This is a genomic window from Sulfitobacter sp. HI0027 (genome assembly GCF_001634775.1).
Lineage (GTDB): Bacteria > Pseudomonadota > Alphaproteobacteria > Rhodobacterales > Rhodobacteraceae > Sulfitobacter.
In genome coordinates this window covers 1-16,482 of record NZ_LWER01000444.1, presented here as the reverse complement: position 1 = coordinate 16,482, position 16,482 = coordinate 1, and the positions used below count along the sequence as shown (strand labels likewise).

The 16,482-nt window shown below is 59.9% G+C and carries 18 protein-coding genes and 2 pseudogenes; 7 read left to right on the top strand and 13 right to left on the bottom strand.

What is annotated here, in order from left to right; all coding sequences use genetic code 11:
• Both A3722_RS21090 and A3722_RS21085 read right to left on the bottom strand, forming a co-directional pair.
• Window positions 1-331, bottom strand: a pseudogene (locus A3722_RS21090) (ABC transporter permease); the annotation flags it as partial.
• A 50-nt stretch (window positions 332-381) separates the two neighbouring features.
• Window positions 382-1,869 (bottom strand): ABC transporter substrate-binding protein, encoded by a 1,488-nt coding sequence (locus A3722_RS21085; RefSeq protein ID WP_067625039.1) that lies wholly within the window; start codon window positions 1,867-1,869, stop codon window positions 382-384.
• A gap of 235 nt (window positions 1,870-2,104) precedes the next feature.
• On the opposite strand from A3722_RS21085, the gene A3722_RS21080 reads away from it, so the two are divergent.
• Window positions 2,105-3,235 carry an NAD(P)/FAD-dependent oxidoreductase gene (locus A3722_RS21080; RefSeq protein WP_067625036.1) on the top strand — a complete coding sequence of 377 codons (1,131 nt, stop codon included), beginning with the start codon at window positions 2,105-2,107 and terminating at the stop codon, window positions 3,233-3,235.
• On the opposite strand, the gene rlmN is transcribed toward A3722_RS21080, so the two are convergent.
• Together rlmN and A3722_RS21070 are read right to left on the bottom strand one after the other, a co-directional pair.
• Complete coding sequence (gene rlmN / locus A3722_RS21075) at window positions 3,232-4,413, bottom strand: 23S rRNA (adenine(2503)-C(2))-methyltransferase RlmN (protein WP_067625034.1); 1,182 nt, start codon at window positions 4,411-4,413, stop codon at window positions 3,232-3,234. The genes A3722_RS21080 and rlmN overlap by 4 nt on opposite strands.
• Before the next feature lie 88 nt (window positions 4,414-4,501).
• Entirely contained in the window at window positions 4,502-5,002 is a 501-nt protein-coding gene (locus A3722_RS21070; RefSeq protein WP_067625031.1) for a MarR family winged helix-turn-helix transcriptional regulator, read from the bottom strand.
• 233 nt (window positions 5,003-5,235) lie between these two features.
• On the opposite strand from A3722_RS21070, the gene ectA reads away from it, so the two are divergent.
• Genes ectA through A3722_RS21050 form a run of 4 tightly spaced genes read left to right on the top strand, consistent with a single transcriptional unit; the run spans window position 5,236 to window position 8,955 of the window.
• On the top strand, window positions 5,236-5,769 hold the full coding sequence (ectA, locus tag A3722_RS21065) for a diaminobutyrate acetyltransferase (RefSeq protein WP_067625028.1): 534 nt from the start codon (window positions 5,236-5,238) through the stop codon (window positions 5,767-5,769).
• Between the two features lie 53 nt (window positions 5,770-5,822).
• Window positions 5,823-7,115, top strand: coding sequence for a diaminobutyrate--2-oxoglutarate transaminase (gene ectB, locus A3722_RS21060; RefSeq protein WP_082849573.1), 1,293 nt, complete (start codon window positions 5,823-5,825; stop codon window positions 7,113-7,115).
• Between the two features lie 5 nt (window positions 7,116-7,120).
• Complete coding sequence (locus A3722_RS21055; RefSeq protein ID WP_067625025.1) at window positions 7,121-7,513, top strand: ectoine synthase; 393 nt, start codon at window positions 7,121-7,123, stop codon at window positions 7,511-7,513.
• A 5-nt stretch (window positions 7,514-7,518) separates the two neighbouring features.
• Window positions 7,519-8,955, top strand: coding sequence for an aspartate kinase (locus tag A3722_RS21050; RefSeq protein WP_067625016.1), 1,437 nt, complete (start codon window positions 7,519-7,521; stop codon window positions 8,953-8,955).
• A 300-nt stretch (window positions 8,956-9,255) separates the two neighbouring features.
• Here A3722_RS21050 and A3722_RS21045 read toward each other — a convergent pair whose 3' ends face one another.
• Entirely contained in the window at window positions 9,256-9,780 is a 525-nt protein-coding gene (locus A3722_RS21045) for an invasion associated locus B family protein (RefSeq protein ID WP_082849572.1), read from the bottom strand.
• Window positions 9,781-9,966: 186 nt separating this feature from the next.
• Here A3722_RS21045 and A3722_RS21040 point away from each other — a divergent pair, with 186 nt between their 5' ends.
• The gene (locus A3722_RS21040) at window positions 9,967-10,947 is read left to right on the top strand and encodes an asparaginase (RefSeq protein ID WP_067625010.1); all 981 of its coding nucleotides are present in this window, start codon (window positions 9,967-9,969) and stop codon (window positions 10,945-10,947) included.
• Between the two features lie 50 nt (window positions 10,948-10,997).
• Here A3722_RS21040 and serB read toward each other — a convergent pair whose 3' ends face one another.
• The 7 genes from serB to A3722_RS21005 form a co-directional block, all read right to left on the bottom strand.
• The gene (gene serB, locus A3722_RS21035; RefSeq protein ID WP_067625007.1) at window positions 10,998-11,873 is read right to left on the bottom strand and encodes a phosphoserine phosphatase SerB; all 876 of its coding nucleotides are present in this window, start codon (window positions 11,871-11,873) and stop codon (window positions 10,998-11,000) included.
• 136 nt (window positions 11,874-12,009) lie between these two features.
• Complete coding sequence (locus A3722_RS21030) at window positions 12,010-13,038, bottom strand: tyrosine-type recombinase/integrase (protein ID WP_067916422.1); 1,029 nt, start codon at window positions 13,036-13,038, stop codon at window positions 12,010-12,012.
• Between the two features lie 178 nt (window positions 13,039-13,216).
• Window positions 13,217-13,771, bottom strand: coding sequence for a hypothetical protein (locus A3722_RS21025; RefSeq protein WP_067627272.1), 555 nt, complete (start codon window positions 13,769-13,771; stop codon window positions 13,217-13,219).
• Window positions 13,772-13,860: 89 nt separating this feature from the next.
• Window positions 13,861-14,058, bottom strand: a complete 198-nt coding sequence (locus A3722_RS21020) for a hypothetical protein (RefSeq protein WP_067627270.1) — start codon at window positions 14,056-14,058, stop codon at window positions 13,861-13,863.
• On the bottom strand, window positions 14,058-14,270 hold the full coding sequence (locus A3722_RS21015; protein ID WP_067627268.1) for a hypothetical protein: 213 nt from the start codon (window positions 14,268-14,270) through the stop codon (window positions 14,058-14,060). Before A3722_RS21015 ends, A3722_RS21020 begins: the two co-directional genes overlap by 1 nt.
• Window positions 14,267-14,527, bottom strand: coding sequence for a hypothetical protein (locus tag A3722_RS21010; RefSeq protein ID WP_067627262.1), 261 nt, complete (start codon window positions 14,525-14,527; stop codon window positions 14,267-14,269). The genes A3722_RS21015 and A3722_RS21010 overlap by 4 nt, the downstream gene beginning before the upstream one ends.
• A 34-nt stretch (window positions 14,528-14,561) precedes the next feature.
• Entirely contained in the window at window positions 14,562-14,780 is a 219-nt protein-coding gene (locus A3722_RS21005; RefSeq protein WP_236627493.1) for an Arc family DNA-binding protein, read from the bottom strand.
• 99 nt (window positions 14,781-14,879) lie between these two features.
• On the opposite strand from A3722_RS21005, the gene A3722_RS21000 reads away from it, so the two are divergent.
• Entirely contained in the window at window positions 14,880-15,200 is a 321-nt protein-coding gene (locus tag A3722_RS21000; RefSeq protein ID WP_067627259.1) for an Arc family DNA-binding protein, read from the top strand.
• A 217-nt stretch (window positions 15,201-15,417) separates the two neighbouring features.
• On the opposite strand, the pseudogene A3722_RS24450 reads toward A3722_RS21000, so the two are convergent.
• Window positions 15,418-16,482, bottom strand: a pseudogene (locus A3722_RS24450) (hypothetical protein); the annotation flags it as partial.

The window sequence follows — 16,482 nt, the reverse complement described above, 5'->3', positions numbered from 1 at the left end:
CCAGCGTCACCAACATCCCCGCCACAGCAAGTGAAATGGTCATCGGCAGCCGCTCGGAAATCAGCTCCGAGACCGGGACACGGAAAGAATGGCTGATCCCGAAATCTCCCTGCAAGGCGTTCCAGACCCATGAGAAATAGCGCGTCACCAGCGGCGCGTTCAGCCCCAACTGCTCGCGCAGCGCCGCCAGCGCGTCCTCGCTGGCGTCCATCCCAAGGATCGTCAGCGCTGGATCGCCCGGCAGCACGTTCATCACGGCAAAGACCACGACCGACACGGCCAACAGGGTCAGCACGAAACCAAGCGTGCGGCGGAAGAGGAAATAGGCCACGGGATCAGGTCCAATGGCTGCGGCACGCGCGGCACCGCAGCCGGTTTAGATCAATTTGCGACGCTGACGCCCTTGAGCGGCATGTAGAGTACCGGCGAAGAAGCCCAATACCCTTCGACCCCTTCCCGAAAGACACCCAATAGCGGCAGCTGAAACAGGAATGCATGAACCGACTGATCCGACAGCATTTGCTGGCCCTGCTTCAGCAATTCGTCGCGCTTGGCCGGGTCGACCTCTGTCGTGATCTGCTCCCACAGGGATGTCATCTCAGCGTTGTCATAGCCATAGAAGTAATCAGGCCCACGGGCGAAATTGCCCATGTCGTTGGGGCTGGTGTGCGCGATGATGGTCATGTCGTAGTTCTTCTGCTTATAGACCTCATCGATCCAGAAGCCCCATTCGACATTCTCAACCTTGGCGTCGATCCCGGCCTCGGCAAGCTGGTTCTGAATGATCTCGGCCGAGCGGGTCGCGTAGGGGAAGGGCGGCACGCGCAGGGTCATGGTGGCGCCGGCCACGCCTGCCGTCTCAAACATTTCCTCGGCCTTGGCGCTGTCATGCGGATAGGCGTCCGTCAGGTCGACATAGGCGGTGCCATGCGGCGGGTAGAAGCTGCCGATGGGCACCGCTTGGCCATACATTGCGCCTTCAATGATCTCGTCGCGGTCGATGGCGGTGGCCACGGCGCGGCGCACCTCGACGTTGTCGAAGGGCGGCTTGGCGTTGTTCATGGCGAGGATCACTTCGCCCTCGGTCGAGCCAACGTTGACGCGGAAGCGCGGGTCGGCTTCGAACTGCGGCAGCAGTTCCGGCGCGGGGAAACCGGGGAATGCGTCAAGCTCTTCGGCCATCATTGCCGCTGTCGCCGCGGCGGGGTCGGAGATGAAGCGGAAGACGACCTTATCGAGCGCCACATCGGCGGCATCGCGGTGATCGGGGTTCTTGATCAAAGTCAGACGGTCGCCACGGGTCCAGCTGTCAAACTTGAAGGGGCCGGAGCCCACGGGGTTGGCGTTGTTGGTCTCCGCGCTCTCCGAGGCCACGATGGCGCTGTCGCCCTGCCCCATGTTGAACAGGAAGAAGGCATCTTTGGCCTTGAGCGTGATCTCGACCGTTTGCGGGTCGACCGCTTTGACGCTTTCGATCGGCTCGAAGATGTCCTTCGAAGGGTTCACGCTGTCCTCGCCCATGGCGCGGTCGAAGGAGTAGACGACATCCTCGGCATCCAGCGCGCTGCCATCGTGGAAAGTCACGCCCTCGGCGAGTTTGAACGTGTAGGTCAGACCGTCCTCGGAGACCTCCCATGAGGTCGCAAGGTTGGGCTGCACCTCCCCGTTCTCGGCCACGGTGGTCAACGATTCGAAGACGTTTTGCGTCATCATGCTGTCGATGGAGGCGGTGGCATCCGCTGTCGGGTCAAGCGACGTGGGCTCCTGCTGCATGCCGATGACAAGCTCGGCAGCGGCAGAGACCGAGGCCATCAGGCCAAAGGCCAGCGTCAGCGCGGGAAGGGTTTTGGTGAGGGGCAAATGAGACATGGGGCAGCACTCCTGTGGGGAGGGGCGTGTTCGGCCCTGCCGCGCGCCCCTTTGTGACAGACTGCGCCGGGCGGGGGCGTTCGGTCAACGGCTTTGGCGCACTGCGGGAAAACTTCATGTAATTGCAACAATATGGCGGATTTCACCGAGCGGCCCCAGAAGCGGGAAGGGGACGGGGATCCCCCCTTTTGCGCGGCAATCGGCGGTGCTAGCTTCCGCGCAGAGAGGGCGGACTATGGATATTTCTACGACAGGTTTCGATTGCATTGTCATTGGCGCGGGCATCGCGGGCGCTTCTGTCGCCGCTGAACTGTCCAGCGACCGCCGGGTGCTGCTGTTGGAACGGGAAAGCCAGCCGGGCTATCACACCACGGGCCGCTCTGCCGCCCTGTTTACCGTGACCTATGGGCCGGAGGTGATCCGCGCCCTCTCCCGAGCCTCCGCCGCTTTCTTTCACGCCCCCGCCAGCCCCCATCTGGAGCATCCGCTGCTGGAACCACGCGGCGCGGTGTTCGTCGCGCGGCAGGATCAGCAGGCGGCGCTGGCGCGCACCGCCGAGGAACTGGGACCCCATGTCACCCCGCTGACCGGGGCCGAAATCGAGACACTCGTGCCGCTACTGCGCAAAGGCTATGCCAGCGCCGGGCTGCGCGATGCTTCGGCGGCGGATATCGACGTGAACGGGCTGCATCAACATTACCTCAAGACCTTCCGCGCCGCGGGCGGTGTCTTGCAAACCAAGGCCGAGGTGCGGGCGCTTCGCAAAGAAGGAGACTGGCAGGTCGACACGAACCAAGGCACCTTCCACGCGCCGGTCATCGTCAATGCCGCAGGGGCTTGGGCCGATGAGATCGCCACGCTGGCCGGGCTTGCACCTGCGGGTCTCACCCCGAAACGCCGCACGGCGCTGACGGTGGCACCACCCGATGGCATGGCACCGGACCGTTGGCCGATGGTGGTGGATATCGATGAGCAGTTTTACCTCAAGGCCGATGCGGGCAAGCTGCTGATTTCACCTGCGGACGCCACGCCCTCGCCCCCTTGTGACGCCCAGCCCGAGGAATTGGATATCGCGATCTGTATCGACCGGATCGAAACCGCATTTGACCTTCACCGCCCCCGCATTGAAAGCCGCTGGGCAGGGCTGCGCAGTTTCCTGCCCGACGGTGACCCGGTGGCGGGCTTTGATCCCGAGGGGGAGGGGTTTTTCTGGCTGGCGGGGCAAGGCGGTTATGGCATTCAAACCGCGCCCGCTCTGGCCCGCGCTGCCGCCGCTCTGGTGCGGGGAGAAGATATCCCCGGCGACATTGCCGCCGAGGGTGTCACTTCAAAGGCGCTTGCACGAAGGCGTTCGGGGCTGGCTTAGCCGCCCATCCCGGCGTCAGCTTCGATCTGCTTGCGCGACTTGCGTGCGCGTTCGGTGGCCGATTTCAACTGACCACAGGCCGCCATGATGTCTTCGCCACGCGGTTTACGCACGGGCGAGGCATAGCCCGCGTTATAGACGATATCGGCAAAGGCGCGGATGCGATTGTTGGACGACCGCTCATAGGGCGAACCGGGCCATTCGTTGAAGGGAATGAGGTTGATTTTGGCCGGGATGCCCTTAATCAACTCGACCAAGCGATGCGCGTCTTCGTCGCTGTCGTTCACGCCCTTCAGCATCACATATTCAAACGTGATCCGCTCGGAGTTGCTGACCTTGGGATAGGCGCGTAGGGCGTCGAGCAGTTCTTCGATGTTCCAACGCTTGTTGATCGGCACCAGCTTGTTGCGCACCTCGTCGGTGGTGGCGTGAAAGGACACGGCCAATTGGCAGCCGATTTCGGCGGCGGTGCGATGGATCTCAGGCACAACGCCGGAGGTCGAGAGCGTAATCCGGCGGCGCGAAAGCTGGATGCCCTCGGGGTCCATCGCGATCTTCATCGCGTCGCGCACGTTCTCAAAATTGTACAGCGGCTCGCCCATACCCATCAGCACGATATTGCTCAAAAGACGGGCCTCTTCGGTCCGAGTGCCAGTCTCGGGCCATTCGTCTAGATCGTCGCGCGCCACCATAACCTGCCCGATAATCTCAGCGGCGGTAAGGTTCCGCACCAGTTTCTGGGTGCCCGTGTGGCAGAAGGAACAGGTCAGCGTGCAGCCCACTTGGCTGGACACACACAGCGTGCCGCGACCCTCTTCAGGGATATAGACCACCTCAACCTCATGGCCCCCCGCGATCCGCACGAGATACTTGCGCGTGCCGTCTTCGCTTTCCTGACGGGTCACGACCTCAGGCACTTCAATCACGAATTTCTCCGCCAGTTCAGCGCGGTAGCCTTTGGCAAGGTTGGTCATGGAGTCGAAGTCACGCACACCCCACTGATAAATCCACTGCCAGATTTGCCCCACACGCATCTTCGCCTGTTTCTCAGGCGTGCCGTTTGCGATCAACACATCGCGCATGGCGTCACGGGTCAGACCGACAAGGTTGATCGGCCCCTCAGGCAACTTGCGGGGAAGGGTCATCACGTCTTGGGTGATGGGCGCGGAAGCGGACATTTCAAAGACTCACAGGCTAGGGATGGGTCTCTATATAAGAAATGACGCGATTTGCAAAAGGTTTGGCTGCCCGGGCATAGAGCTGCGCTCAATAGGCCTTCTTGCTTGTCCGCAATTCACCCGTCGCCAGAACCGGCGCGGCATCCAGACTGTCTACATTCAGCATCGCCGCCACCCGTTCTAACGAAGACACCAACTGCGCCTGCTCCCAATCGGCGAGATCCGCAAAGGCGCGGACGTAGCGCTGTTGCAAGGCATCGGGGGCTTCCTCCAACACATCCTCACCTTTGGTGGTCAGGGTGATGTTGGTCTGCCGACGGTCCTGCGCCGAGGGCTGCCGCGATACCAATTCGCGTGCCACCAGCTTATCGACCAAGGCGGTGACGGTGGCTTGGCTGACGCCCATCTGGTTGGCGAGGGTCTTGGCTGTGGGGTCTTTCTTCTCTCCGACGATCTGCAAAACCCGCAGTTGCGCCGGGGTTACCCCTGCGGCCTGCGCCAAATCGCGGGCATAGAGTTCGGTAGCGCGCAAAATGCGGCGTAAAGCGATCAGACTCTCGTCGATCCGGTCGGGATGTTTTTGCGTCATGGTGCATCATTGCACAATGGGGACGATTTCAGCAATCGCTCTCAACTGCCCTAACGCTTAGTATAGCTAAGCGAAACACGCCAATTTCGTTAGCCTTACGAAACAAATATGCACATGAGCATGCCTCTGAAACAACGCTATGAGCGTATTTTGAGGTATTTTGCTTTGAATGTTGAAGTATGACCGCACATGCCCTACTTAGCTTATCGAAACAATAAGGGAGCCCCGAACGGATGCAGAATGAACTCGACATGAAAAAAGCCCGCACACCCAAACTGCGCAAGCCCAATGCCGAGGACGGAGCTGCCATTTGGCAGTTGATTCGCGACTGCAAGCCGCTCGACGAGAACTCGCTTTACGCGAACCTGATCCAGGCCGACCACTTCCGCGATACCTGTGTTGTGGCTGAGATGGACGGTGACATCGTTGGATGGATCTCCGGCCATATGATCCCTGCCCAAGACGCCTTCTTTGTCTGGCAGGTTGCCGTTAGCCCCAAGGCCCGCGGCCTTGGGTTGGGTAAAACCATGCTGATGGAACTGGTGAACCGCGATGAGACCGAGGACGCCAAGACCCTCAAGACCACGATCACCCGGGACAACGACGCCTCCTGGGGGCTGTTCCGCAGCTTTGCCAATCACGTCGGCGGCGACCTTTCGGATGCGCCCCACTTTACCAAAGACGCCCATTTCGAGGGCGCACATGACACCGAACATATGGTGACGATCACGCTGCCCGAGACTGCCGCGCTCAAACGCGCCGCGTAAACCGCAGCTGATAATTCACACGACAGATTCTCTTGAAGAGAAAGGATATTCCTATGCCTAAGGACATGGCACAGAACACGACCATCTTTACCCGCCGCGAGAGCGAAGCACGCTCCTATTGCCGTGGCATGAACGCCGTTTTCACCCGCGCCAGCGGGTCGGAGATGTTTGACGGCGAAGGCAATCGCTACATCGACTTCCTCGCCGGCTGTTCCTCGCTGAACTACGGCCACAACGATGCGGACATGAAGGCCGCGCTGGTGGAACACATCACCAATGACGGCATCGCCCATGGTCTTGATTTTCACAGCGACACCAAGGCGGCGTTCCTGAACGCCTATGAGGAAAACATCCTCAAGCCGCGCGGCATGGATTACAAAGTAATGATGACCGGCCCGACCGGCACCAACGCGGTCGAAGCCGCGATCAAGCTTGCGCGTAAGGTGACGGGCCGGACGAATGTGATCTCCTTCACCAACGGCTTCCATGGCATGACCATGGGCGCGCTGGCGCTGACCGGCAACAAAGGCAAACGCGGCGGCGCGGGCGGTGGCTCGTTGGCCGATGTGACGCATATGCCTTTTGAGGGATCGCTGGGCGAAAATGTCGACACGCTGGAAATGATCGACGCCATGCTGTCGAACCCCTCCTCGGGCATCGACGCGCCTGCGGCATTCATCTTTGAGCCGATCCAAGGCGAAGGCGGTCTGAACGCGGCCTCCGACGCATGGATGCAGGGCATCGAGAAAATCGCCCGCAAGCATGGCGCGCTGCTGATCATCGACGACATTCAGGCCGGTTGTGGCCGTTCGGGCAGCTTCTTTTCGTTTGAGGCGTCCGGCATCAAGCCTGACATGATCACCCAAGCGAAATCACTTTCCGGTTTCGGCCTGCCCTTCGCGGCCCTGCTGATCGCGCCTGAGCATGACATCTGGAAGCCAGCCGAGCACAACGGCACCTTCCGTGGCAACACCCACGCCTTTGTCACCGCCCGCGTCGCGATTGAGAAATTCTGGTCCAACGACAAATTCGAAAAGTCGCTGGCCGAAAAAGTCGTGGTACTGACCACCGCGCTTAAGGATGTTGCCGATCTGGTCGACGGTGCCACGCTGAAAGGCCGCGGCCTGATGCAGGGTGTCGATGTCGGCTCGGGCGAATTGGCCGGTGCAATCTGTGCGCGTGCCTATGAATTGGGCCTCGTCATCGAAACATCGGGCGCGAACGACGAAATCGTTAAATATCTTGCCCCGCTCACCACGCCGGAGAAGGTCATGCGCGAAGGGTTTGATATCCTCCTTCAAGCGACCCGTGACGTGACGGGCAACATGAAACTGGCAGCGGAGTAATACCGATGATTGTACGTGATTTTAACAAACTTCAGGGCACAGACCGTCACGTTGGTGACGCTCAATGGACGTCCACACGCTTGCTTTTGGCTGATGACAAGATGGGATTCTCTTTCCACATCACCGTTCTTGAGGCCGGGTCGGAACACACGTTCCATTACAAGCACCACTTTGAGAGCGTCTATTGCATGAAGGGCAAGGGGTCGATCACCGATCTCGCCACCGGCGAGACCCATGAGATCACTCCCGGCGTGATGTATGCCCTGAACCTGAACGACAAACACACCCTGCGCGCAGAGGAAGAACTGCACATGGCGTGCTGCTTCAACCCGCCAGTTACGGGCAACGAAGTGCACCGCGAAGACGGCTCCTATGCGCCTGCCGAGGAGGTAGCGTAAGTTATATGACTCAACCGTCCCACACTGTCGAAAAAATCGGCGGGACGTCCATGTCCCGCGTGAACCAGCTCAAGGATACGCTCTTTGTCGGTGACCGTAAGGGCGCGGACATCTATGGGCGCGTCTTCGTGGTCTCCGCCTTTGGCGGGATCACGAACCTGCTGCTGGAGCATAAGAAGTCCGGCGAGCCGGGCGTCTATGCGCATCTCGCGAACGCCAGCAACGACCACGGTTGGCACGAGGCGCTGACCCGCGTCTCGGCTGAGATGCAGCGCGTGCACCGCGAGGTGCTGGAGCATCCCGGTGACATCGAACAGGCCGACGCCTTTGTGTCCGAGCGCACCCATGGTGCCCGCAACTGCCTGATCGACCTGCAGCGCCTCTGCGCCTACGGCCACTTCCGCCTGTCAGAACACATGCTGCAAATCCGTGAGTTGCTCTCAGGTCTGGGCGAGGCACATTCCGCCTTTGTCACCACGATCCTGCTGCAGCGCGCTGGCGTGAACGCCCGTTTCGTCGATCTGTCCGGTTGGCGCGATGAGGGCAACGTCACACTGGACGAGCGCATCGCACAGGCGATGGAGGGCATCGACCCGCAAACGGAAATGCCCATCGTCACCGGCTATGCGCAATGCGCCGAAGGCCTGATGCGCGAGTTTGACCGTGGCTATTCCGAAGTGACATTCTCCAAACTGGCGGCCCTCACCGGTGCGCGCGAGGCGATCATTCACAAGGAATTCCACCTGTCGTCCTGCGACCCGAAACTGGTCGGCGAACATGCCGTCAAGAAGATCGGACGCACGAACTATGACGTGGCGGACCAACTGTCGAACATGGGGATGGAGGCGATCCACCCCAAGGCCGCCAAGACCCTGCGTCAGGCTGATGTGCCGCTGCGCGTGACCAATGCCTTTGAGCCGGAAGACCCCGGCACGCTGATCGACGACCGCAAGGCAGAGACGCCCGCGGTGGAGATCGTCACTGGTCTGGACATCGTGGCGTTCGAATTGTTCGAGCAGGATATGGTCGGTGTGAAGGGCTATGACACCGCGATTCTCGACGTGCTGACACGGCACAATGTGCGGATCGTCTCGAAGGTGTCGAACGCCAATACGATCACGCACTACCTTGATGCGTCGCTTAAGACGATGCGCCGGGTGGAAAAAGATCTGGCACAGATCTATCCCGCTGCAGAGATCACGACGAAAACGCTGTCGATGGCCTCGGTCATCGGGCGTGACCTGAACGGGCTGTCGGTGTTGCAACGCGGTCTCGTGGCCATTGCCGAGGCCGGTCAGACGGCAATCGGCGCGAGCCAAGGTCCGCGCAACGTGGACGTGCAGTTCATCGTCGAGCGCGAGTCGCTGCAGCCGGTGATCAAAGCGCTGCACGGCGCGTTTATCGAGGAAGAGGTGGCGGCGCCGTTGTCGCGCGCGGCCTAAGGCTTACATAGCTGACACACTATGCGCCGCGGCTCCCGAAAGGAAGCCACGGCTTCTTCGTGCAAGGGCCATCGCCTGCCCGCGGGTCGGCGAACCAACATATCTTCGATACCACTTTATGCCTCAACCATGGTGTGCGCCCGCGAAGTCACACCCAGCCTCACCAAATCGCCTACCCGGGGGGCGGGCAGGCGATGGCCCGGCGCCTGCGGCTTGTCCCGGGTCCGGGTGGCACGTTCACCACAAACAAAAACGGCCCCGCAATCGCGAGGCCGTCCCAAACTCTCAAATCTCAGAGGCTCACCCCCCGCAGCGCTTCGCCGCATCTTCGACCGCCGCGGTAAAGCCCAGCAGCGAGAATGTGTCCTTGGTCTGCGTCCCGCGCGAAGACCGCGCTGTCAGCGTCGCATCCGCGCCGCGCTTCATTGCCGCGATGATCTTAGCATCATCCGCCGTGGTTGCCGGCCAGGCCCACTCGCCTTCGGTGAACAGCTCGAACTCATTGCCGGAAATGTTCATATTGACCGTCGATCCCGAGGCGAAAGGATACCCGCCGGTAAAGGCGACCTGACCCTTGGCCTCAGCCGAGGGGCGGTAGAATACCATCAGCAATGTCTGGCCCCGGTTCACCGCCACAACACGCCCATCGCGCGTGTTGACGACTTCCTTGGGCGTTGAAACGCCCCAGCATTCTGTCGGGTTATCTTCTACAAAGACGCTCCAGTCGGTCTTGGCAGCCACCCGGTTGGTGCTCTGCTCCTGCGCCACAGCGCCGCTTGCCACAAGGGCGAGCGCCCCAAGTGCAAGACCACATGTCTTCATCATTCCCATCTGTCCAGCCTCCAGCCGTCCTTGACCTCAACACGTCCACAGACCCCGTCCGGGCAACCTTGGGCGGGTTGCTCTCTTGCGGGTGTCTGCTATCTGTTCGACACCAACCACAATAACGGCAAACGCGCGACCGACGAAACCCTGATTGGCAGGATTTCGCCCAGAAACAGGATGAACTTCATGACCAAAGCAGCCCCATTTGCGGAAATCTGGCGCGGACCCTTTCTGGAAAGCGTTCATTCCGGTCATGCCGTGATCTGCGATGCGAGCAGCCAGATCGTCGAAGCATGGGGCGATCCGGAAAAGGTGATCCTGCCGCGTTCGTCTTCCAAGATGATCCAAGCGCTGCCGCTGATCAATTCCGGCGCGGCCGACAAAGCGGGACTGAGCACCGAACAGCTGGCCCTCGCCTGTGCCTCGCACCAAGGTGCCGCCATCCACACCGACCGGGTGGGCGTATGGCTCGACACGCTGGGGCTGAGTGACGACGACTTCCGCTGCGGCGCGCAAGAACCCAATGACCGCGAGGCGATGGAGGGGCTGATCCGCGCGCATGAGAAACCCTGCCAGATCCACAACAACTGCTCAGGCAAACACGCGGGATTCCTCACGCTGAACAAGCACCTCGGCGGGGGGGCGGATTACGAAAAGCCCGATCACGCGGTGCAAAAAGCCTGCCTTGAAGCGTTTGAAACGGTCACCCAAGAAACCTCGCCCGGCTATGGCATCGACGGCTGTTCGGCCCCCAACCCGGCCTGCACCCTGCACGGCATGGCCCGCGCGATGGCCCATTTCGCCGCCGCCCCCGAAGGCTCTGCCGAGGCGCGCCTGCACCAAGCCATGCGCCTACACCCTGAACTCGTCGCCGGCGAAGGCCGTGCCTGCACGGAACTGATGCGGGCGATGGACGGCAAGGTAGCACTGAAAACTGGGGCCGAAGGCTTCTTCATCGCGATCTGGCCCGAGCGCAAGTTGGGCATCGCGCTCAAAGCCGCCTGCGGCACCACCCGCGCCGCCGAATGCGCGATCACCGCGCTGCTGGTCAAATTGGGGGCGCTGGACGCCAGTCACCCGGCGGCGATCAAGCGGATGAACACGCCGATCACCAACTGGCGCGGGCTTGAGACCGGGATGCTGAAACCAGCGGCGGGACTGCTGTAAGCCTATCGCGCTGCCGCTTTGCTTAAACGAAGCCGCAGCGCCACGCAGTCTCAGCCCGCAAATTCAGTGCGCGCATAGCCCTGTACGAACAGCAGCGCGGTCAGATCGCCGAAATTGACGCGGATGTCGCATTCCGCCGCGACCGACGGCTTTGCGTGCAGCGCCACGCCCATGCCAGCCCGCCCCAACATGCCCAGATCATTGGCCCCGTCGCCCACGGCGACAACCTGATCTTCGGTGATCCCCAGCTTTGCGGTGATCTCTTCCAGCGCGGTGACTTTGGCCTCGCGGCCCAAGATCGGCATACCCACATCGCCGGTCAGCGCGGCCCCATCGACCAGCAGCGTATTGGCGCGGTTCTCATCAAAGCCCAGCATCTCGGCCACTTTGGCAGTGAAGGCAGTGAACCCGCCCGAAACCAATGCGGCATAGCCGCTATTGGCCTTCATCGTGCCCACCAACGCACCGCCGCCGGGCATCAAGGTGATCCGCTCAGCCAAGACCTTGTCGATGACAGCGGCCTCCAACCCTTTCAGCAGACCGACACGTTCGCGCAGCGCGCCGTCGAAGTCCAACTCACCGTTCATGGCGCGGGCGGTGATCTCTTTCACATGCGCGCCAACGCCCGCTTCCTCGGCCAATTCGTCGATGCACTCCTGCTGGATCATCGTGCTGTCCATATCGGCCAGCAGCATCTTCTTGCGGCGGCCTTCGCTGGGCACGATCACCAGATCGACGCCCATAGATTGGCAGCTTTCCCAAACGTCCCAACGGTTTTCCGGCAGCTGGGCCAGCGAGAATTCCGCCGCCTCATCCGGGGCCAGCCAAAGTGCGTCGCCCCCGCCCCAAGCGTTGCGCAGGCTTTCAACCAGCGCCGCATCGAGGGAGGGGTTGAAGGGGGAGGTCAACAAGATTGCCGTGAACATAAGTTTCCGATCCGCATCATTCGCGCCGCGCAAAGCGACATGACCGGCGTCCTAGCGCCATTTTGCGACTTGCGCCAGCCCGGCCTCCCCGCGTATCTCGGCAAGTGGGACACCCTTCCCCAACGAAGGGCGATAGTCATACCGTTTTTTTCCTTTTATTACTAGTAGTTACAGTTTCATCAAAACCGGCTTGTGCTGGTTCTGTGTCGAAAATGGCGTCTGTGACCGTCTGATCTTCCAGCGCGTGCGCGTAGGTCTTCAAGACTACCATGGGGTCTTTCCAACCGCCGCGAACTGCTACAGTTTTCACGTCGATCCCCTTGCGCAACATCGTGGTTGCGAAGCCATGACGACAGCAATGCGGGGTCAACGCTTCAATCTCAGCGCGGTCCACCACGTTGTTCCAAACCTTTGTAACGCTGCCCGTCCCGGCATACCCGAACACCAGCGCGTCAGGGTTGCGATTTCCGCCAATGTTCGCCAGCGCCGCTACCACGCGACCGGGCAGATGCGCCGTGCGGGTCCACGGTGTAGGCTTCTTCATCCGAATAGTCGCCGTGAAGTTCTGAAGGTCCACGTCTGCCCAAGTAAGCTTGCAGCCCTCACCCACGCGGGCACCGGTCGCAAACATAAACAGACAGAGCGCCGCCAAATGGGGCAATCCGTCAGCGGTCGCTTGGCTGGCAAATGCGTTGACCCACTCCAGATCGGCAGGGGTTTTCGCCTTAGCGTCGACGGCGAAGCGCTTAGCCTTGATCCGGCTGCACCATCCCAATTCTGAGCAATAATTGATGGCTGCGATAGTAGGCGCGATCACCTGCCGGTTGCGGGTCGCGCCGGTCGCGTTCGGATATATCTTTCGCGCCGCTCGCTTGACCATCTCAGGCGTGATTTCGGAGACTAAGGTGTCTTGCCAATAGTCATTCAGGCGAGCGATGAAGCGGTCGGACTTGTCAGCGTCCAGATACTCGATGAATGCTTGCGCCATGGTCAGCCCCGCGCCCGGTCCATCGAAACGACGCTGCCACGCGCGTTGCTCGACTTCCGTTTTGACCCGTTCCGCTTTTTTGCGGTCAGACGTGCCCGTAGTACATCGGAATTGCCTCCCGGCAATGCTCCCTCTGATGTGGAAGATTTTCCCGCGCTTGTAGAGCCTGAGCGACATTCTAGAGCCTCCATCATTGCTTCAATGTGGTGCGGCAAATGCACCATCTTTCCGGCGATGATACAGCACGCCCCCAGTTCCCGCGCTTTATCCTTCACCCACCGATCACCCACGCCAAAGTGATCCGCGATCTCTTGCGGCGTCACATAGGCGGGCAGAATGGTGGGTGTGTTTGCCATCAGAGCTTCGCATCCTTGGGATAAGCCGCGTCTAAGACTTCGAACGGGTGATACTGCATGCGAGCGCAAACGGTGTTAAACACCTCGGATGCGTTAACCGTCAGAAAATGCTCAGAGCCTAAGTGCCTGCGCAATTTGCCGTATGTGTCGTAATTGGAACCGGCATCCCAAAGCTCTTCAAAAGTTCGATCTGCGGCAACGCCGAAAATGGTATCGCCATGCCGGTGATGGAATGGCAAAGCTGCTTCACGCTCAGGCAAACCAAACACTTCGCCTCCCCCGGTGAAATGCGCAAATTGAGCCGCCGCAGCGAACGCTTCTTTCGCGCCCATGTGCATGTCCATCAAAGTTTGCGCCACTGCGATTTCCATCACGTTGAAGAAGGTGAAACGGCGGTGCTTTCCTTGGCTCCCACCCCCCTCGATCTTGCGGTGACCGACGATCAACTTGCGTTTGATCCAGTTCTGGACGCTCTCAGGGCGAGCGCCGGTGAGGTTCGAAACCTCGGAGGCGCTGAAGATGCCGTTCAGTGTGCTGTCGATAATCGGGTTCATAGCTACGCCTCTAAAGTTCCTTTGACCCTTTATCGCTTAACTCAGATAAAAGGTCAAGAGACTTTATTGAACTTTTCCGGCCATGCCGCTCATTGCACCACGTCCAGCCCATCGCTGATTTCACGCGCCATCCCGATCGCCATATCAATGAGGCTTCCGCCGCCGTTGTCCGCGAATGATGTGGCGCTTATCTGCTCCCCATCGATAGCCATCGACATGATACGCAATAGGTGCTCCAGCTTATTGGCGCGGTCTATTGCCGCTTCAATGTGGTCGGGGTGGTTCATCAGTTGACCTCCTTCTCTGAAAGTTCTGCCCGATGTTCCTTCAGGCCGGTCTGCGCCAGCGCCAGAAAATCCAGCGCGATCTTGGTGCCAGTCGCCAGCGCGTTCTGTTCGGCATCCGGCATTGATCGTGTTGTCATGGACAGCAATTCGAGCACGTCCCGAACCCGCGAAAGGTCGTCCATAGCTTCTAAGAGGGTTTCGTTCGCGCTCATGCCTGCCCCCCCTTCGCCACTTTGAAGCTATCGCGGATCATCGCGCGAACATCGCCTAGGAAAATCCAATCCAGTGACGCGCCAGTGCCGATACAGAAGTTCAGCAGTTCGCGGGCTGGTGCTTCATCATCGCCGATGATCCTTGCCGGAGCTTCTACTCCAACAACGTCAGCAAAGAACTGCACCCGCGCTTCAGCTTCTACATAATCAATCGGCATAGCCTCTCCGTTCGCCTGAGCGGCGTTATAGTCGGTCATAACTCTGTCTCCTTGGTTTGGTGTTAGGTGGGCGCTATTCGCCCATGCCTTCGGCTTCGAGCGCGTCCGCATGGGCCTGTATCGCGTTGGCCTCCGCCCTGATTGTCTCGATGCTCTCCCGCTGCATCCGCTCACGGATTGCGCGGACAATCTCAGAATTTTGGGAAGCCGCGTTGGCTTCGGCCTGCTCCTCGATCCAAGATTTCAGATCGGGCGGTAGGCGTAATTGTAGCTGCTTTTTTTTCGTTCTCACTTCAACCTCCATCATATCACATCGCGATTATCGCCAGTTGCGATCATTGCGTCAAGAGAAAAATCATATCAGATGGCGATGATAGCGAAGGGATAGGTCATGAGTGACGCGCCAAGCCGTAAACAGGAACAATTCATCGTTCGATTTCCGGATGGAATGCGTGATCAAATTAAGGCTGCGGCGGAGGAAAATGGCCGCAGTATGAACGCTGAAATTGTATTTCGTTTGCAGCGAACGTTCGACACCATTTATTTAGACAACAGCGCTCCGGGCGATGAAGTAGATGTTGACGGTGATCTGTTTGAGGTGGTCGATACTCCCGACAAGGTAGATCGCGCGGTGGAAAGAATGACTAGGGATTTCAAGGAATCTCTGAGACGCTCAATGCTGCAAATGATTAGCGATGACGACGACAAATGAGCGACCACCAAAACAACAATGACGCGATACGCGGGTTCGCCAAGGGTGGGTAAGGTTGTGTAAGACGGGCCAGCCCCGGCCACTCTTAAACCGTGCTGGCCCCGCGCCGCGCCTCCATAAAGGTAATGGTGGCCGCGCCTTGTCGGGGTTTTCCCACTCTCCGACTAACGGGGATGCTTTGACGGCTGATCGTCTGGCGCATCCTGCCAATCTCTAGTTACCGGCCACCTTTGAGATATTTGTTATCCGCCTGAGACCGGTGATCTTGCTGGATGCCCCGGCGCGTGACTTCGACAGCAACACCGGTTGCCTCAGTTCTCACGCGGGAGGCGAACATATCACCCTCTTCAATGATAAGCTTGATCGTTCCGCCAGCGCCGCCTGAGCCGCGCAAAGCCGCCTGTGCCTGCGGTACGTTGAGAATGCCGCCCGACTGTGAAGGCACGAACACCTCACTATTCGGCGTGTTCTCATTCACCAGATAAGCGCCACCAGAGCGCACCGGGCCACCATTCGCCCGCGCCCCGCTGAACGCACTGATAATGCCGCCGAGCAGGCCACCGCCCCCGCCCTTGCCAGCGAACATGCCCTCGCCAAACAGCAGATATTCCAGCGCCGCCCGCTTGAGGCTGTTTGTGAAAGCGTCCATCGCATCTGCGCCGCCCATAGCCGCGTCAATGATGCTGTCCTTCCACTCGCCTTGGATTTTCTCCATTTGGGCCATCTTGTCGCGGGCGTTCTCATACTCACCCGCCAGCTTGCCCACATTGGCCGCTTCGGCGTCGATCTTTTGCAGCAGTTCGTCGGTGATATCCAAGCCGCGCTTCTTGGCCTCATCCAGCAGCTTGTGCTTGACCGTCAGCGCCGCGACCTCTTCTTTCGACTTGCCCAGCATTTCGATAGAACGTTGCAGATTTTCCAGTTCCTTTTCAGCAATGCTGAACAACGGTTCTTGCTCACGTCCACCACGACCACCGCCCGAACGGGACCGACCACCGCCGGACGATCCGCTGCCACTCTCCAAACCACTCACATCGCCCGAACCGGAAAGGTTAGGCACATCGAAGCGCGTCCGCGATGGCCCCCTGTTGATGAGGTTGCCATAGCCGAGATTGGCGTTTGTCACGTCATTGGGGATCGGGTTGCGACCACCGCCCTCTAGATTGTAGCCAAGCTTGGGCTTTTCCGGCCCCGCCTGTTCTTTTGCAATCTGCCGCGCGAAGCTAAGTGCGATGCCGAAGTTTTTCGCCAGCTTCGCCGCCTCATCAACCCCCGCTGAAAT

Excerpts from the sequence above, each read along its gene's own strand:
- A3722_RS21085 (WP_067625039.1), bottom strand. The coding sequence starts at position 1,869 with ATGTCTCATTTGCCCCTCACCAAAACCCTTCCCGCGCTGACGCTGGCC.
- A3722_RS21080 (WP_067625036.1), top strand. The coding sequence starts at position 2,105 with ATGGATATTTCTACGACAGGTTTCGATTGCATTGTCATTGGCGCGGGC.
- rlmN (WP_067625034.1), bottom strand. The coding sequence starts at position 4,413 with ATGTCCGCTTCCGCGCCCATCACCCAAGACGTGATGACCCTTCCCCGC.
- A3722_RS21070 (WP_067625031.1), bottom strand. The coding sequence starts at position 5,002 with ATGACGCAAAAACATCCCGACCGGATCGACGAGAGTCTGATCGCTTTA.
- ectA (WP_067625028.1), top strand. The coding sequence starts at position 5,236 with ATGCAGAATGAACTCGACATGAAAAAAGCCCGCACACCCAAACTGCGC.
- ectB (WP_082849573.1), top strand. The coding sequence starts at position 5,823 with ATGCCTAAGGACATGGCACAGAACACGACCATCTTTACCCGCCGCGAG.
- A3722_RS21055 (WP_067625025.1), top strand. The coding sequence starts at position 7,121 with ATGATTGTACGTGATTTTAACAAACTTCAGGGCACAGACCGTCACGTT.
- A3722_RS21050 (WP_067625016.1), top strand. The coding sequence starts at position 7,519 with ATGACTCAACCGTCCCACACTGTCGAAAAAATCGGCGGGACGTCCATG.
- A3722_RS21045 (WP_082849572.1), bottom strand. The coding sequence starts at position 9,780 with ATGATGAAGACATGTGGTCTTGCACTTGGGGCGCTCGCCCTTGTGGCA.
- A3722_RS21040 (WP_067625010.1), top strand. The coding sequence starts at position 9,967 with ATGACCAAAGCAGCCCCATTTGCGGAAATCTGGCGCGGACCCTTTCTG.
- serB (WP_067625007.1), bottom strand. The coding sequence starts at position 11,873 with ATGTTCACGGCAATCTTGTTGACCTCCCCCTTCAACCCCTCCCTCGAT.
- A3722_RS21030 (WP_067916422.1), bottom strand. The coding sequence starts at position 13,038 with ATGTCGCTCAGGCTCTACAAGCGCGGGAAAATCTTCCACATCAGAGGG.
- A3722_RS21025 (WP_067627272.1), bottom strand. The coding sequence starts at position 13,771 with ATGAACCCGATTATCGACAGCACACTGAACGGCATCTTCAGCGCCTCC.
- A3722_RS21020 (WP_067627270.1), bottom strand. The coding sequence starts at position 14,058 with ATGAACCACCCCGACCACATTGAAGCGGCAATAGACCGCGCCAATAAG.
- A3722_RS21015 (WP_067627268.1), bottom strand. The coding sequence starts at position 14,270 with ATGAGCGCGAACGAAACCCTCTTAGAAGCTATGGACGACCTTTCGCGG.
- A3722_RS21010 (WP_067627262.1), bottom strand. The coding sequence starts at position 14,527 with ATGACCGACTATAACGCCGCTCAGGCGAACGGAGAGGCTATGCCGATT.
- A3722_RS21000 (WP_067627259.1), top strand. The coding sequence starts at position 14,880 with ATGAGTGACGCGCCAAGCCGTAAACAGGAACAATTCATCGTTCGATTT.